This window comes from Shewanella sp. BF02_Schw, from assembly GCF_014596695.2.
Taxonomy (GTDB): domain Bacteria; phylum Pseudomonadota; class Gammaproteobacteria; order Enterobacterales; family Shewanellaceae; genus Shewanella.
Map to the genome: position 1 here is coordinate 699,840 of NZ_JABKAW020000002.1, position 17,418 is coordinate 717,257.

The window sequence follows — 17,418 nt, forward strand, 5'->3', positions numbered from 1 at the left end:
AAAAACCAGGTGAATCACCTGGTTTTTTTATATCTGCTTTTTCGTTAATCCTTTAACACAATAGTGATTACTTCAGCTGTTGATCTAAAAATGCCGCTAATGATTTATATAAATGATTACGCACTTTCTCGCCACGCATTGAATGCTTAGACCCTGGGTAATCCATCATTTGGAATAACTTACCCTCATCTTGCAACGCTTTATATACTCTAGTGCTGTTTTCAAACAGAACGTTATCATCAGCCATACCGTGATACATCAATAAGCCCGATTGATAATTTTTGACATAAGGTAAAATGCTGCTGGCGTCGTAACCTTTTTTATTGGTTCGCGGGTTCCCCATATAACGCTCAGTATAATGAGTGTCGTACAAACGCCAATCCGTTACTGGCGCACCCGATATTGCCGCTTTAAAATAACCCGGCGCCTTAAACTGACTCATCAACGCCATATAACCACCATAACTGTGACCATAAATAGCAACATTGTCACCATCAATAAACGGCAAGCTACGTAAATAATCAACGCCAACTTTTTGATCGTTTACTTCAGCATCACCCATGTTTTGATAAATGACATGTTCAAATTGCGTGCCTCGGTGCGCTGAGCCACGATTATCTAATTGAAATACCGCATAGCCTTGCTGCAGTAAATATTGAGTAAAATAATCTGCCTCGCTCCAGCTGTTGACTACTAACTGAGCATGCGGTCCACCATATACGCGCACCACAACCGGATACTGTTTAGCGGCATCAAAAGGCACCGGTTTAAACAGTCTGTATTGTAATGCTTGACCATCTTCAGCTGTTAATTGACCAAAATCAGGCATTTGCCATAAACCAGCATAATCATAAAGCGGATGATTTTTATCAATGTCATTTTGCTCAACCCAAGCTAACTGCTTGCCAGAATCATTGTGTAAACTTATCTGCGGCGGCTGCTGTAAACTACTAAAGTAATCTAAATAAACGGGCTTTTTATCCGCAAATACAGCTTCATGCATACCCGATGCTTGGCTAATTCGCTCAATGGAGTCCATGCCTTTATTAAGATTAACTCGATACAAATGACGTTCAACAACACTGTCTTTACGACCGCTAAAATATACCCAACCCGTTGCTTCATCGACATACTCAAGCGCATCAACAGCCCAATCACCTTGGGTTAATTGCTTAAGTTGTTTGCCCTGTAAGTCAAATAAATACAGATGATTAAATCCATCACGCTCAGAGCCCCAAATAAAAGCCGCTTGTTGCTTTAGGAAGTGTAAATCATTGTTTAAATTTACCCATGCTTTGCTGCGCTCTTCAATCACCGTTTTAGCTTGTGTCGGCTGAGAGATTGCAGCAATGCGTAAATCCAGCGTTTGTTGATCGCGGCTTTGCCATTGGAACGACACATGCTGGCTGTCGGGTAGCCAATCTACGCGAGGTAAATACATGTCTTTTTGTTTGCCCAAATCAATCCAGCTAATAGTGCGATCTTTTAAGGTCACGACACCCAGTGCGATCTCAACATTGGCTTTACCTGCATAAGGGTAACGCTGCTCGGTTAATTTAATCCCCTCGGCGTAAATTTCATTACGAGTCACTAACTCCACACCCGTTTCATCAATACGAGTAAAGGCGATAGCAGACTCATCGGGCGCCCACCAATAGCCTGTCATACGGTCCATTTCTTCTTGGGCAACAAACTCTGCCATGGCATTTTTAATTGGCCCTTTACCATCTGTGGTGAGTGCCGTTACTTTTTGGCTATCCAATGACAATACAAATAAGTTTTGATCGCGCACAAACGACACAAAGTGACCTTTTGGAGACAAACGCGCATCGGTTGCAAAACCGTCACCGGTTGCAAGCTCAGCCACCTTATTGCTGGCAACGTCATATAAATACAACTTACCCGCAGCAGGGATTAAAATATGTTGGCTGTCTTCAGACCAGAAATACTCCATGATCCCTTGGCCATAAATTCGTTGGCGCTCTCGGCGAGCTTTTTCTTCATCAGACAGTTCTCCTGCCTCTAATTGATCAGCATTAATCAGTACACTGCGCTTACCAGTCGCGATATCCATTTGCCATAAATCATACAAATGCTGATTATCAGCACGGCTTGATAAATAAGTTACACGTTTTCCGTTAGGCGATAATGCCAACCCGCGGGGGCTAGAACCCGCTAAGGCTGGTGACGCATGAATACGTTCAATGGTCAGTGGTGTAGTGCTACCGTTGATTGCAGTCAGTGTTGCGGTGGTTGATGAGTTCATGATGCTGCCTTTAGCGGTTGCTGAAAAAACCGGGCTAGTAAAAAGGAGTGGCACGGCAGACACTGCCGCTAAAGCATGATGCTTCCATGTTATTGTCATTATTAATCCTTGGGGCAATTCAATCCGCCCACATTTTGCCTCAATTTACAGTAAAACCAAAACCCCAGATAACAATCGCTGAAATTAGCGCCATTGTGGGGTATGATTTGCACATAACTGATAAGAATTAACAACATCGACCTTAACCTCGCAAAATCTCATAGGAAAAATCATGCAGACTTTGGCACAAACCCTTAGCGCACAAGCCGTAAACGCGTCTTTAACACAACTACTATTAACCTTAGCTGACACCTCAAAAGCCATTAGTGGTGCGGTTCGTCACGGTGCATTAGCGGGTGTTTTGGGTGCAACAGAGCAAGAAAACATTCAAGGCGAAACCCAGAAAAAACTGGATGTGATCACCAATGACATGCTTAAAGATGCCCTTAAAACCGATGGCAATGTACGTGGTTTAGCGTCTGAAGAAGAAGATTATGTGGTTGAGGTGAACGCTAAAGGTGAATACTTAGTGTGTTTTGATCCACTCGATGGCTCATCAAATATCGATATCAACTCATTAGTGGGCACTATTTTTTCGGTATTACCAGCACCTACCGGAGAGTTAAACGAACAAAGCTTTTTACAAGCTGGCCGCAAACAAGTTGCTGCGGGTTATGTGTTGTATGGCCCATCAACCATGATGGCGCTAACCACTGGTCAAGGCACTCAGTTTTATACTCTTGCTCCAGACAGCCAAGAGTTTCTTCTGACCGACAATAACGTGCAAATAACCCCGGACACCGCCGAGTTTGCCATTAATATGTCAAACCAGCGTTTTTGGGAAGCACCAATGCAAACCTATATTGCCGATTTATTACTCGGAGAAATAGGACCTCGAGAGCAATCATTTAATATGCGTTGGATTGCTGCAATGGTAGGTGATGTGCATCGGGTATTGTGTCGTGGTGGGATTTTCTCTTACCCGACAGACAATAAAAACCCAGCCAAACCGTTTAAGTTACGCTTAATGTATGAAGCCAACCCAATGGCATTACTAGTTGAGCAAGCTGGCGGTAAAGCATCAACAGGTTATGAAACTATTTTGGACATTCAGCCAACCGAAATCCATCAGCGCGTTGCGGTAATTTTAGGTAGCGCAAACGAAGTTGATACTTGCTTGAGCTATCACGGTATTGATTACAGCGAAGAGCCATCAATTGATTAATTGATTATGCTGTAAAAAAACCGCCTTTTGGCGGTTTTTTCATTTATGCGCTGCAGTTGAGCTCATTGATGATCTAACTGACGCGAATAAACACAGTTAACCAAAATACAAATTTGAATCATTAGGCACCAGTAAAGAATCATTTCTTTACAATAACTTAAATACCCACTAAGTTATTTTCAGGATATTAATTAAGGACTATAACGATGCCGCCCGCCAAACCATCGAATAAAAAAAAATATATTGCGGCTATTTTACTCTTACTGCTTATTAGCATGAGTGCTTATGCTTATCTGATGTCCACTAAAGCCCCTGCAATAGAAATTGGCACTATTTTAGTACTTCCGGTGCAACTCGCGACAGACAACACAGACTCGCAATGGAATCGCTATGCCGCAATGGATGTGCTTATCCATCAGCTAAATGTCGGTGTTAGTTACCCATTACTGCAAACCGAAGATATTATAAATATCATCTCGCTTATCGCTAATGACCACTTGAGCAAAACTGTGGACATTCAGCAATTAATGGCCGTCTCTGGTGCAGGATTGGTGATTGAATCCAGTATTACCGGCGCCAATAATCAATATCAATTAGCGTTTACATTACATCAGCAGCATCATACAGAAGCAGGAGTCATTAACGCTTCAAGCATCGAGCAAGTATTATCAGCTGCAGCAAAGATGATTACTCAGCGGCTCAATCCACAACACAGCTTACAAAATAATTTACAACAGAATCAACAAGATAACAAGACAGAAACTCAATACCATTCACGTCTTAGTTCCCCCCTGTTGTTCAATGCAATGACACAACTACAACTTAGCGACATTAAAGCTGCTGAGCAGCACTTATCCAAGCTCATAAAATCCACACCCGATAACTTAGTTGCCATACGTCTGCTAGCCAGCAACCAATTGCAGCAACATCAATATCAACAGCTTAATACCACATTGATAGCAGCAATCGATCTAGCTACACATCAGCAAGATGAGCGAGAGCTAGCCAGACTAAGATTGTTATTAGCGCAAAGCTATACCGAAACCGACAGGATAGAACAAGCATTAGGTGTACTTACCATTGCCAAAACCAATGCTGCTAAAGTGAAAGACTGGCTAACATTGGGTTATATTTCACAGCTTGCCGGCATGATAAACCAGCGCATAAGTCGCAATGATGAAGCCAGAGAGCAGTTTAAAAAAGCCATTGAATATCATCAAATGATGAACTATCCCATCGGGCAAACACAGGCGCTGAATGAATTGGCTGAACTTGAGGTGATTGAGTTTAACTACCCACAAGCTTATCGCTATATTAATCGCTCTTATGAACAGGTCGCTCATCGCGGTTTAGATGATTTAGAAAAAACGACTTTCAAGCTGATGACTAAGATAGAAAATAAAATGCAGCATAGATAGCATCTACTATATTCGACACAACAGGTTCGTCAATTTAAAGCCTTAAGCATATGACCTTAAACATAAGGCCTTAGATCTTAGGCATAAGACCTTAGACATAAGATCTTAGACAGAAGGCCTTAAACATGAGGCCTTAAAAAAAACACCTTAGACATAAAAATGGCCTGCTATGCAGGCCATTTTATTCATACTGCTAAACGGATCTTACACTTCCTCAGCGGTAGTTTTTGCAGCCTCAAGCTGATGCGCTTGTTCAGTTTGATCAACAATGGTTAATACCGCAGTATCACCGACCACATTACATGAGGTTAACACCATATCAATAATACGGTCTAATGCAGCAACAATCACAAATGCTTCTGCTGGTAAGCCTAATTGGTAAATCAATACCCCAATCATCACCATTCCACCACCAGGAACACCACCAGCACCCACCGACAGTAAAAATACGCTAAACAATAACGATGGAATTTGATCATTACTGATTGGCATACCAAAGGCGTTCGCAACGAAGAAAATCGCAATAGTAATATAAATCGACACCCCGCCCATGTTCATGGTTGCACCCAGTGGCACACCAAAACCAGCCACCGCTTTGCTCACACCTAGCTTGTCAGTAAGGGTACGCATGGTTACCGGAATAGTGGCGTTTGAGCTAGCGGTAGACAATGAAAAGAGAATTTGTTCTTGAGTTTTTTCTCTGAAAGTCTTCGCTGAAATAGGAGTGAACAGGCTGACCGAATATGGATATACGATAAAAATCCAAATCAATAGCAGAGCCAAAATAAGCACTAAATATTCAACAACACTGACAAAAATTTCAGGTTCTAAGGTTGCGCCTAATTTAAACATTAAGGCGAATACACCGTATGGCGCTAAACTCATTACCACTGAAATTAAGCGCATCATGATTTTATTGGCGGTTTGAAATCCTTTAACTGCTCCCTCAACCGATTGCCCCATTGATTTAATGACACCGCCCATTAATAGCGCCATAAAAATCACTTGCAACATATTGCCAGAGGTAAAAGCTGAAAACGGATTGTTTGGTACTATACTCACAATTAACGACATTAAATCAGGCAGTTCTGTCGCGGTAATATCCAGTGAACCGTTGCTCGACATATCCACGCCTTTACCGGGCTCAAATATCATTGCGACGGTAAAAGCAGCTAAAATCGCGACCATGGTATTAATGATATAAAACCCAAAGGTTTTACCCCCTAAACGACCAAAGCTTTTTAAATCTTGTAACTCACACACACCACACACAATACTCACAAACACCAGTGGAACTACTAGCATCATAATCATATTGACGAACATGGTGCCAATACCACTTGCTAGGCTAACTAACGTGCCACCAAAAAAAGCATTATCGGCCAGTAAAAACTGCACCATGCTACCAAGCAGAACCCCAAAAAATAGACCGATAAAGATCCGTGCTGAAAGTGATTTTGTCATCTATAAATTTCCCTTCGAAATGGCAACTTCTGTTGCTAATTATTGTTATACCAATCCTGGTGCTTATTCTTTTCGAGCGCTGAAATACTGAGACATTGCGCAATATATTTCAATCACCTTATGAACAAAAGTGATGACTTAATCGTCGCTTAACAAGCATGCAATATAAAAGCTAAAAATAACAATAGATTATAGACTTAGTTAATCACTAACGATGGTATAACCAGTAATAGATTTAGGACGGAAACGGCTAAAATCTGTGCGTATAGCGATAAAAATCAAGCAGACAGCGAGAGTAACAATCAATTTGAAGGTTTTACTTGGCGGTTAAGTGAGCTCAACTCGGTTTAATAAATCGGCGTAGTATTTTTTTATTATGAAGAGTGGTTTTATTATGAAGAGTGGTTTTATTCTGAACAGTGGATATTAAGCAACGTCAGTGACATCGATTTAGCTAACATGTGCTGCTGTTTAATGCTCACGCAATGTTGTCCGAGCCATTGCACTAACGCTAACCATTGCGGATTATATATTACTGATGAAGCGGAAAATTGAGAATCTGATTTATCGCCAGAATGTGCATCTCGATACAAATTATTAAGATAAGCCCATTGCTTGTGTTGTTTATGAAAATCATCCGTGGAATTTATCTGGGCTAACGCTAATAACTTATCTGGCGACGCTAGTGCAAGTTGCGGCACTATTATGCTGCAGCAAGACTCAAGGGTATTGGCAATCATTAACCCTGCTGGATCAAGGTCAGTAAAGCCAATGACATTGATATTGAGTGATTCAAGTAAGTGTAAAAAACGCTTTCGGCCTGCTGGCGAATAGTCATGGCTACCTCGATACAACACCATGCAGTTATTGATGAAGGCCTGTAACTCTGAGGTAAATAAGTTGGCAAAAAAGTGATCAAAACTGTCGAGATTTTCGACCACGATGAGGTTCGTTAGATTGAGTCGCTGACAAAGCGCGATTGCACTGTCGACCTTTAACCGCAGTGAACAATTATGTACAGATAATAAATCGGCAACTGAACCTGACGCTAAATCAGTCTCTAGGCTTTGAGATAAACTAGGTGCCAGCTTAATTAATACATAGTCAGCTTCAGGGCTGATATTAGCGTATTTCTCATTAGCACTGAGTTGTGACATCTGCTGGCGGGGCACATCAAAATCAAGGGCCAGAATATCTAAACCCGAATCAATTTGGGCCATGTTACGCAGTAAAACATAATCGTTGGCGGTCAAATACAGGTATTTGTCAGTACCATCGGTCTCACCTATTTGCCACAATTGATACAATTTTTTCCAATCGGCAGTGAACTTCACCCGCGGCAAGCGCTGCTTTGCCGCGTGTTCCATTAGCTGTAACTGTCTTTTGCTTAGGCTAGCCATAACTCAACATCGTTAATGATAAAGTTACCGCTATAAACCGGATCGGGTTTTCCTATGGGTTCAAGCTCAAAATAATTTTTATGTTCATCGGCTAGGCCTTCATAACCGCCAATGACTTGATAAAGCCAACTTTCAGCATCCCATGTTAATTGCTTCTCTTGCAAATAGCTTAATGCCGATTGACGTAAACCGGAATCAATCACTTCACAAAAATATTCATCCACGGCTATTTTAAGGGGGTTTTCAGGGATATCAAAATCCTCACTGTCACCCATTTCAAAGGTCACATTATGCTCACGCAATGCCGCTGGTAATGAGTCGCGACTAATGGCTTTAACTTGTGCCACTAACCCCATCAGTTCTAGTTCGTGATGAGGGTTAGACACATCAACACTTGCAGGGGCTATCAGCGCCTCAGCACAATTAAATAATACCGGTACTGCTTTATGCACTACATGGTTTTCAGGTTGATAATCAGGATGCATGCTGGTGTGCAGTAACCAACCTTTTAGTAATCGGGTGCGCCCTTGTATTTGCCTAAATCGCCCAAGTAACTCATACAATCTCGCTTGGACAATACTCAACTCTTGGGTACATTGACTTAAGGTTTCTTGCAAACTGGTCATCAACAAACGGCGCAGTTCACGAATATCGCCAGCAATTTCACCTAACTCGCTAAATTGAAACATTTCTAAGCCGTTTAGTAGCTCTGACACCTGGCTTTGGGCTAACTCGTTTTCGCGAATTTTGGCACTTATAGTCCCAACATAACCAAATTCGTTGTTAATTCGGCTCCATAACACCCGAATTGAATAACGTAAACTGTCGGTAAAGCTATACACATGTTCATTTAAATCGGCTAAATAGGCTTCTGCAGCACTAAAATCCACATCACGGCGCGCCTCTTTATAATGATCGGCTAAGGTTTTTATTGTGGCTAGCGCGGAGCCGACGTTGGCATCAATCTGTCGATTACGTTCGTCGCTTAATGCTTCTTCCAATAATGCCCGCACCGAACGCTTTAAGCGCAGTTCTTGATCCGGTTCTGGTCGCCATAAAATGCCACTTTTTTTCAGCTTTTCGATAACGCCAGCATCATGAGCAGTGTCGTTAACCGATCCTGCCAAATATGCATCCATGACAACATCGGCATGACGCCCAAGTTGTTTGAGCAGCTTTACCCCGGCTTGGTGTAAGTTACTGCTCATATCAAGTCCCTTTGGGTCGCGGTTTCTGCCTGAGCCTCAAGACTTAAGCCTTCGGTCTCATCAATAAAGCGGATCACTTCGTATAGATAATCTAACTTACCCGTGGCGATATAAATCTGTTTTTCGCTATTGGGTTTGGTTAAATAACCCAGTTCCACTAAACGCTTAAACACCAACTTAATTTGGCCGTCAACGTTAGTACTGCTTGAACCGAATAATCGGTAATGGCTCAACTTAGTGAGTTGCTCTCTAAAGGCTGGCGTATCTTCAATACGCGCTTGTAAATCGGTTAAGCGGATCGGCGCGCCTTCGCTCAGCGGTGCATCTTGGCCACTGGCTTCTTGCACTAATACCAGCCATTCCACTAATGGAATAAGGCCTGAGCAAATATCTTTAAATTGCGATGAAATAACTTTGCGCTCAACTTCGCCGAGCTGCAAATAACCACAAAAAAAGACTTCACCCTCACCAGCACTGGCAATGGTGCGATTAATTTGGTTAAGGTAGGTTTCAACTCTGTCGCGAGTGCTGTTGTTTTTTAATGCCCGCCAACCGTCTTCATTGGTCACTCGGCAAATAAACTCACCACGCAACAATTGCTCTATTAATGCGCCAGTACCTACTAAGATAGTTTCAGTCGATTCAGACATTAGATGTGCTCCTTAGCAGTTTCAGCGCGAGTCATTTCCGCCGTAGGCATTTCGGTTTTAGTATTACGTTGCGATAAACGGGCCGCTAACGGGTTGGCTTTAGGTTTAACGACCTGCAGCTTTTTAGTTTGTTTATTAATGATGTAACGGTTAGCAAATAGACTTAGCACTTCAGATTCAGGATTTGGGAAAGCCCCTAATACACTGATATTGTTGTTCTCACAGGCATCGAAGATTTTCTTCACGTTAGTGTGATGTAGCGTACCTAACTCATCAATTGGCCAATGGATAGTGACATTGGCTTTGCCGCGCAATAAACGGGTGAAGGCCAATAAGAACTTACATAAAATAAGGTACGCCATACCATGACTTGAAGACTCGTTTAACTGACGGTCGGTACGAATAATTAAGTCGCTGTTACCTTCTTTTAAACGCAGTTCTATTTCTAGCAGTTTCGCAATACCGCCGGTTAATGCTGCACGGCCAATAATGTCTAATGCACGGCGCATTGAGTTAGTGTAATGCTCGTCCGGTAGTTGGCTGAAACCATCTGCTTTCCACGCTTTAAAGGCTTTAACAAACACTTCAAGTTCAGGCCAAAACTCCAGTTCGCTAATACGTGAACGAATTCGCACTGCCGACTCTGATACTCCTTCGAGGAATAGCTCTTCACCCACTTCACGGGTAATACGCGCACTTTGACTGGCAATACGGCGGTCAATATCGGTTAATACATCATAGAATGCGGTTAAGTCGATACCAAAAATACGCCCTTGTTCGCGAATCGCCATTAACGATTGCGGCACCATCACATTGAGTAACTGCTCAAGCTGTGGGACTAACTTGCGATAGTCGAGAAGGCGAATACCTTTGTCGTTCACAAAGCTCGACTCATCACGGGCCCGCTCCCAAAATTCGGCCAAACTTGAACCAGATTTACTGGCAATGACCGAGTCAAAGTGTTCAACATATTGTTTAACAGAACCCATTAAGTAGTCACGCTTTAGCAATAAATCTTCACCTTGGCGCAAACGCTCGCCAATGCTGCCCATCGCTTCATCGTTATTAGCCGGCAATTTGAGTTCAGCTAACTTGCGCATCACGGCGCGCAGCTTTGTGAGGTTTTCAGACGCCTCTACTTGGGCTGCATCACAGGCTTTACGTTCGGTTTCTAAGCTGTCTCTTCGGTGTTTTATTTCTGCCGTTTTCGCTTTTAGCAGTTGCTCCAATTCCAGCGTAGCGCGCTTAACATCAGTTAATTGAGTTTGCACTTTAGGCTTTCGAACAAGCCAGGTATGTTGATACCAATCATCAAAACGCAGCACTTCACTGCGGCGTTGTTCTGCATTACTGATGCAGGCTTCAAGATCGCGGATCTGTTTTTTAAGCGCCAAAATGGTGCCTTCATCAACACCACGCGACTTAAGCTCATTTTTGTACCAGGTTTCACCTGCTTTTTGCTCGGTTTTTGCATTTGTACGGCGTTGTTCGATATTGGCTTTAATCTGGCCTAATTGATTATCAATGGCGCCGACCACTTCTTGCCAATAGGCATTTTTTTCCATGTGCGCTTCAAGCGCCTGCTCTTTTTGCTCGCTTAACCAACCAAGGTGCTGATTGCTAAGCAGCTTAAGTTCATTATCAAGTTGTACTAATCGCTTGCTCGAATCGGCTTTACGATCTGCCACAGCTTGATTGATTTTTTGTTGTTCGTTACGCTTCTCGTCAAACAGACGGCGTAAGTCTTCACGGCTATTTTTGTACGCTGTACGGGCAAAGGTCAGTTCGCGGGTGATGCTATCGAGCGCCGTATTCATAGCAACTAGTTGATCTTCCGCTTCGGCATGCATTTCTTGCGCACTTTTTAGTGCTTCTTCTGCTTTAGCTAAACGAATACGTAAATCTTGCTCTGTGGCAGCATACTCTGGAACATCAATGGCTTTAAGATCGAGGTTAACCCCAAATAATGCTTCACTGCTGTCTTTGGTTAGGCTTGGGTGTAGATCGCTGCGATGTAACAACTCTGGCGCGATAACTTTACCAAAGGTGTGCTCCCAACCGTGGGCTTCTTTACGCAAAAACTCCAACAAGGTATGCGATTGTGGGAACAACATATGGTGCAGTTCTTCTTTGGCATTTTCTCTATCACTAACGCGAATACTCGATATACGCAGCGCTTCGTTAGCTTGGTCGCGCTTGGCCCGTTGTTTACGCTCTTCTGTGGTTAAACGATCGACCTTTTGATTACAGGTTTCTTGCTCTTCATCAGCTAGGCTTATGCGTTCATCGAAAATCGCTAAACGCATTTTTTCATCTTCGGTGTAAGTCACACCATCAACTTGATGCTTAAGCTCGGCAGCGGTTAATTTAAGTTGATATTCTTGTTCGCTAAATTTAGCTTTACCGGCATCGGTTTGCTCGCGCCATTGCAGCTCTAACTTAGCGATATCGTCATTGGCAAGCTCACGTTGCTTATCACGCGCTTCACGTTGGGTGTCTTGCTCAAGATGTAGCGTTTCAAGTTCGCGATGTAATTGCTCAGCAATTTTACTACGACGGGCATTAAAGGCGGCTTCAATATCTTGGTGTTTTTCGGTTTGTAATTTATGACGCTCGTTAAGGTTTTCAACATCACTGCGCCAATTAGGCAAATTATCTAAATCAGCTTTGGCTTGTTCAATGTCGGCATCTAAAAAAGCAGCATGCTGGTCTTCAATGGCATTAAGTTCATCTTCAAACTTGCCAGCGTCACCTTTAGCGGCAGATAATTCCTGGTTTAACTCATCACGAACATCTTTCCACTCATCATCTAATAAACGCAACTTGAGGTTTAATTCTTTACCATGAGTTTGGTTACGATCTTGACGCTCAGCTTCTAAGGTTTCATCGGCGCGATAACCGCGCGATAAACTGGCTAAGCGTAACTCTGCGCTTAATAGCTGATTAAATTCTTGTTCGAGCTTTTCGTATTCGGGGCGGATTTGTTCAAAACCTTGCACCAGCTGACTTTCACGGATCCACGTTTCTACTCGTTGTGGATTCAGTCTAGACGTCGGTGGGTTTACCCCATCTTCTTCTAAAATGGCCGCGATCATTGATTTAACCGTTTCCATTTTGCCCTCTTTCGAGTGCACGGCTTTAGCGAGTTTTTCGATATGACGCAAGCTATGTTCGCCGTCACACAACGAGAACTGACGCGCGTAAGTCCGCAGCTCATTGCGGTTACTGCCGGTATTTAATAAGCTACGATCGTTCTGAATTATCGCTCGAAACTCGCGAGTGTTTAACAAGTTTGTATGGGCTACGCCATCACGTTTTACTTCACGGCCCAACTCTGCCATTGAATGACAAATGATGGTGTCGCCATTACGCGACTTAATATAATGCTCTAACTCAAAAGCACGGCCAATAAAGCGGTAATTTACCCCTTTACCGTCACCCGCCGAGGCTAAAACAGCTTGATAAAGTAAACCATCATCTTTTTGATATTCATAGATAATGTAGCTTGAGTCATGGGGTAAATACCAACGTTCGAAACTGTCACGCGTTGACGGCACCACACGGCTAGGGTACTCGCCATAAAATACCGGCACTAACCGTTGTAAGGTTGTTTTACCAGAGGCATTGGTACCACAAATATTAGTGTGACCATTTAATAACAGTTCGACCACACCGGGTAGGTGGGTATTAATTAACACGATTCTAATCAAGCTTGGCATGATAATCCTTTTCCAAACAGCTCACATTGCAGTGACAAAGAAGCAAAATACGGATGAAAAAATAACGTCTATTTATTCAATTTAAATAAAGTAAAACAAATGCAGGCTGGAGGCAATTTTCCCCCACAAAAATTGGCTTTATAATACGCTAAATAATTCAAAAATGGCGGCTAACAATGCAGCAAACAGCCAGAAACTGTTTATGTGCAACATATGTCGTCAGGCAGAGAGGATAAACACTGCGGAGCAGAAGGCTTTTTGGTGCTGGATAAAATAAAAAACGCACAGATTTCTCTGTGCGTTTTTTTATCGTGTACCACTCACATTTGGATCTGAATTGTCAGCAATATTACAATTTAAACTGTGAGGTAGCGTGGTTAAGCTCATTAGCAAAACCGTCTAACCCTTCTGAAATGCCCTGCACTTCGGCAAGAATTCCCAGTGTTTGTTCAAATGATGCATTCATTTCAATCACATTATTCGCCACATGTGCAGCTACCAAAGATTGTTGTTCAGTCGCTGAAGCAATATGAGTATTCATACTATTAATACTGACAATTTTAGATTGAATTGAGCTTAAGACTTCACCGGTGTCTTTAGCATAACGCTCGTTTTCTGATGACTTAGTAATCGCCACATCCATAGTGCTCACCGATGATTCAGCTGCGATTTTAAGCTTTTCTAATACGCCACGGATTTCTTTAGTCGCGTCTGCCGTTTTAGACGCCAGTGCGCGAACTTCATCAGCAACAACAGCAAAACCACGTCCATGCTCACCCGCTCTAGCGGCTTCAATGGCGGCATTTAACGCCAATAAGTTTGTTTGATCTGCAATAGAGGTAATCACGTTCAAAATTGAGCCGACACTTTCGGTGTCTTTAGCTAACTCATGAATTGAGTTCGATGCCAACTCAATACCTGAGTTGAGTTCTTGAGAAATTCTCACTGTACGTTGTACTACAGCTAAGCCCTCTGTAGCTTCTCGCTCAGCAACTTGTGCCGCTTCTGCCGCTTGCTGTGCACTGTGTGAAATGTCATTCACCGAGTGGCGCATTTCTTCCATCGACATATGCACGGCTTTAGCATCGTGGCTTTGTTGCTTGGTTGCCTTAGTCGCAACAGCCATACGTTCTTTTAACGATGACGCACTGTCTAATAATGGACTGGTAACACTGACGACTTGTTGTATAGAGTCCGCCAATAAACGTAAAAAACGGTTAAAATTGCTTGATACTTGTCCTAGTTCATCAGTACCTGCAACCGTCAATTGATGACGCAAGTTACCTTTACCATCTGCTAACTCACCCAATGAACTTGCCACATCACCAGCAGAACCACTGATGGAACGAGCAATCGAAATAGTAGCAAGCGCCATAAACACCAATAATGCGATACCGATACTAAATGAAAGATATAAACTTTGTTCTGAACGGTCGCCAGCCTCTTTAATGGTAGAGCTAAACTCATCCACTTTGTCGGCTTTATAAACAGTAATTCCGTTGGTCAGTTTATCGAAAATTTTAGCTTTTTTCTGACTGATTTGTCCCACATCTGCCATATCGATCGTGCCATCAAGCATGCCTCTTGCCAATGACAGTGTCATGGTATTGTATTCATTGAGGCTGTTAGATAATTGCGATAAAGCGGCAGTCTCTTGCTTATCGGTAGTTGATAAGTCGGTTAAATTCTCGTTAAGTGAAACAAACGTTTTATTGGCGTTTTCGAGCAAATCTTCATCTGCAAACGATACCGCTTGGGTATATAACTCATCTAAGCGTTGTACATAAATGACGTTTTGGTTTGCAAGTTCAACCCGGTTTGCCACCTTGGTTTCCATGAAAGACAAGGTGTCGCGATTTTTATTAATCGCAACGGTGCTAATACCAAGGTTAACGGCAAAAATAATAACCGATAAAACAAAAATCAATCCAACCTTTTTGAAGATTGACATGTTACTAAACCAATTCATATTCCGCCCCCAAGCGATAATCAAATGAAGATAAAACAAATGTAGAGCTTATCAATACAACTACAGAGATATTGCTATTGAGAACCGTGATACCGAGTCTCAATCCTTGAGGCTATTATTGTGTTGCGACGGATACCGTTTAACATCAACCCTTAGTCAATTCACTACAGCTGATAGTATTTTATTGTTATAAAAATACTATCTAACGAGATAAAGCTCATGTGTAAATGACTATCTATTTTTATATTTACGTAAAGGTGTACGTAAAGGTGTACGTAAAGGCTATCGACCTAAGTTCAATATACTTGAAAATTTTCTAATATATCAATTTCTTTATCCGTTATTGATAAACAACCAATCCATACAATGTAAGGTTGTAAATGAAAATACAAAAAAATAGCCTGCAAAATGCAGGCTATTTTTATTCGGTGGTTGATATAAAACCACATATAACAAATCTTACAATCTGCTATGCAGCTTTTACATCCTCTTCTTCTGAATGTCTGATCAGATAATCAAATGCACCCAGTGATGCTGTTGCGCCGCTGCCCATAGCAATAATGATTTGCTTAAACGGGGTATTGGTTACATCACCTGCGGCGAATACACCAGGGATAGATGTTTGGCCACGCTCATCGACTATAATTTCGCCGCGAGGGGTCATATCAACCACACCTTTTAGCCATTCAGTATTAGGAACTAAACCAATTTGGACAAAGATACCGGCTAAGACAACGGTATTGCTTTCACCTGTTGCACGATCGGTGTAGATCAAACTGGTTACACGGGTACCATCACCTTTTACTTCTGTGGTCATCGCTTGGGTAATAATGGTGATGTTACCCATTGATTTAGCTTTGCGCTGTAGCACTTCATCGGCACGTAACTTACTGTCAAACTCAAGTACGGTGACGTGTTCAACGATATTGGCTAAATCGATAGCCGCTTCAATACCAGAGTTACCGCCACCAATAACCGCAACACGCTTACCTTTAAATAATGGGCCGTCACAGTGTGGGCAATACGCTACGCCTTTATTACGGTACTCTTGTTCACCAGGAACGTTCATTTCTCTCCAACGTGCACCAGTTGCCAAAATTATCGTTTTACTGCGCAGCGTTGCGCCACTTTCTAAGGTCACATCAAGCAGGCCATTTTTAGCTAAACTCAACGCTCGTTGGTTTTGCATAATGTCGACTTCATAATCCTTAACGTGGGCTTCAAGGTTAGCAACTAGTTTAGGGCCTTCGGTTTTAGACACTGAAATAAAGTTCTCAATACCTACGGTTTCGGCAACTTGGCCGCCAAATTTCTCCGCTACGATACCGGTGTTTAACCCTTTACGAGCAGAATAAATTGCCGCTGCAGCACCTGCTGGGCCGCCACCAATCACTAACATATCAAAAACTGATTTTTGGTTTAACTGCTCAGCTTGTCTGCCTGCAGCATTTTTATCTAACTTATTCAGTACTTCAACAACGCTAATAGCACCTACAGAGAAGGCTTCGCTGTTTAAAAATACTGATGGCACTGACATGATATTGCGATCGCTCACTTCCTGTTGGAAAAGCGCACCGTCAATCATCACGTTAGTAATATTTGGGTTAATTGCCGCCATCATATTCAGTGCTTGGATCACTTCAGGACAGGTCTGGCAACTTAACGAAATATAGGTTTCAAAATGGAATTCACCAGGCAATTGGCGGATTTGTTCAATGATATCCGCATCCAACTTAATCGGATGTCCGCCGCTGTGTAATAGCGCTAACACTAGGGAGGTAAATTCATGACCCATTGGCAATCCAGCAAAGGTAATGTTGGTTGCAGCTTGTGGGTTAATCACACTCATACTTGGTGTACGCTGACCTTGCTGATACGTGACTGAAACTAAGTCTGATGAGTCAATAATGTCTTGGGCTAGGCTGGTTAATTCTTTGCCTTTGTTTGAGTCATCTGCAGATACGACAAGTTCAACTGGGCGCTTGAGGTTTTGCAGATAGGTTTTCAGTTGATTTTTTACATTCGCATCTAACATAACAACTCCTAAAAAATGGGTAATA

At 42.4% G+C, this 17,418-nt stretch carries 10 protein-coding genes; 2 read left to right on the forward strand and 8 right to left on the reverse strand.

All coding sequences use genetic code 11. The features are described 5' to 3' along the window. Nucleotides 1-67 precede the first annotated feature (67 nt). Nucleotides 68-2,365, reverse strand: a complete 2,298-nt coding sequence (locus HNW13_RS11440; protein ID WP_192115411.1) for a S9 family peptidase — start codon at nt 2,363-2,365, stop codon at nt 68-70. A 172-nt stretch (nt 2,366-2,537) separates the two neighbouring features. On the opposite strand from HNW13_RS11440, the gene HNW13_RS11445 reads away from it, so the two are divergent. Further along, a complete protein-coding gene (locus tag HNW13_RS11445) occupies nt 2,538-3,530 on the forward strand; it encodes a class 1 fructose-bisphosphatase (protein ID WP_101086206.1) in 993 nt (330 codons plus the stop codon). 206 nt (nt 3,531-3,736) lie between these two features. Further along, a complete protein-coding gene (locus tag HNW13_RS11450; RefSeq protein WP_192115410.1) occupies nt 3,737-4,948 on the forward strand; it encodes a hypothetical protein in 1,212 nt (403 codons plus the stop codon). Between the two features lie 204 nt (nt 4,949-5,152). Here the strand turns inward: HNW13_RS11450 and HNW13_RS11455 are convergent, their stop codons facing one another. The 7 genes from HNW13_RS11455 to ahpF all read right to left on the reverse strand — a co-directional run bounded on the left by HNW13_RS11455 (nt 5,153) and on the right by ahpF (nt 17,393). Next, nucleotides 5,153-6,412, reverse strand: coding sequence for a dicarboxylate/amino acid:cation symporter (locus HNW13_RS11455; protein WP_101086208.1), 1,260 nt, complete (start codon nt 6,410-6,412; stop codon nt 5,153-5,155). 407 nt (nt 6,413-6,819) lie between these two features. After that, the gene (locus HNW13_RS11460; RefSeq protein WP_192115409.1) at nt 6,820-7,812 is read right to left on the reverse strand and encodes a hypothetical protein; all 993 of its coding nucleotides are present in this window, start codon (nt 7,810-7,812) and stop codon (nt 6,820-6,822) included. Further along, nucleotides 7,800-9,020 carry a phosphoenolpyruvate carboxylase gene (locus tag HNW13_RS11465; RefSeq protein ID WP_182743532.1) on the reverse strand — a complete coding sequence of 407 codons (1,221 nt, stop codon included), beginning with the start codon at nt 9,018-9,020 and terminating at the stop codon, nt 7,800-7,802. The genes HNW13_RS11460 and HNW13_RS11465 overlap by 13 nt, the downstream gene beginning before the upstream one ends. Further along, nucleotides 9,017-9,670, reverse strand: a complete 654-nt coding sequence (locus tag HNW13_RS11470) for a hypothetical protein (protein WP_162022246.1) — start codon at nt 9,668-9,670, stop codon at nt 9,017-9,019. Before HNW13_RS11470 ends, HNW13_RS11465 begins: the two co-directional genes overlap by 4 nt. Continuing rightward, nucleotides 9,670-13,389, reverse strand: coding sequence for an ATP-binding protein (locus HNW13_RS11475; protein WP_192115408.1), 3,720 nt, complete (start codon nt 13,387-13,389; stop codon nt 9,670-9,672). The genes HNW13_RS11470 and HNW13_RS11475 overlap by 1 nt, the downstream gene beginning before the upstream one ends. Before the next feature lie 349 nt (nt 13,390-13,738). After that, nucleotides 13,739-15,340: a HAMP domain-containing methyl-accepting chemotaxis protein gene (locus HNW13_RS11480; RefSeq protein WP_243756247.1), complete on the reverse strand. Its 1,602-nt coding sequence runs from the start codon at nt 15,338-15,340 to the stop codon at nt 13,739-13,741. Nucleotides 15,341-15,827: 487 nt separating this feature from the next. After that, nucleotides 15,828-17,393, reverse strand: a complete 1,566-nt coding sequence (gene ahpF / locus HNW13_RS11485; RefSeq protein WP_192115407.1) for an alkyl hydroperoxide reductase subunit F — start codon at nt 17,391-17,393, stop codon at nt 15,828-15,830. Between the last annotated feature and the right edge of the window lie 25 nt (nt 17,394-17,418).

What these genes read in the sequence shown, in the direction of transcription:
- HNW13_RS11440 (WP_192115411.1), bottom strand. Translation starts at nt 2,365, where the DNA reads ATGACAATAACATGGAAGCATCATGCTTTAGCGGCAGTGTCTGCCGTG.
- HNW13_RS11445 (WP_101086206.1), top strand. Translation starts at nt 2,538, where the DNA reads ATGCAGACTTTGGCACAAACCCTTAGCGCACAAGCCGTAAACGCGTCT.
- HNW13_RS11450 (WP_192115410.1), top strand. Translation starts at nt 3,737, where the DNA reads ATGCCGCCCGCCAAACCATCGAATAAAAAAAAATATATTGCGGCTATT.
- HNW13_RS11455 (WP_101086208.1), bottom strand. Translation starts at nt 6,412, where the DNA reads ATGACAAAATCACTTTCAGCACGGATCTTTATCGGTCTATTTTTTGGG.
- HNW13_RS11460 (WP_192115409.1), bottom strand. Translation starts at nt 7,812, where the DNA reads ATGGCTAGCCTAAGCAAAAGACAGTTACAGCTAATGGAACACGCGGCA.
- HNW13_RS11465 (WP_182743532.1), bottom strand. Translation starts at nt 9,020, where the DNA reads ATGAGCAGTAACTTACACCAAGCCGGGGTAAAGCTGCTCAAACAACTT.
- HNW13_RS11470 (WP_162022246.1), bottom strand. Translation starts at nt 9,670, where the DNA reads ATGTCTGAATCGACTGAAACTATCTTAGTAGGTACTGGCGCATTAATA.
- HNW13_RS11475 (WP_192115408.1), bottom strand. Translation starts at nt 13,389, where the DNA reads ATGCCAAGCTTGATTAGAATCGTGTTAATTAATACCCACCTACCCGGT.
- HNW13_RS11480 (WP_243756247.1), bottom strand. Translation starts at nt 15,340, where the DNA reads ATGTCAATCTTCAAAAAGGTTGGATTGATTTTTGTTTTATCGGTTATT.
- ahpF (WP_192115407.1), bottom strand. Translation starts at nt 17,393, where the DNA reads ATGTTAGATGCGAATGTAAAAAATCAACTGAAAACCTATCTGCAAAAC.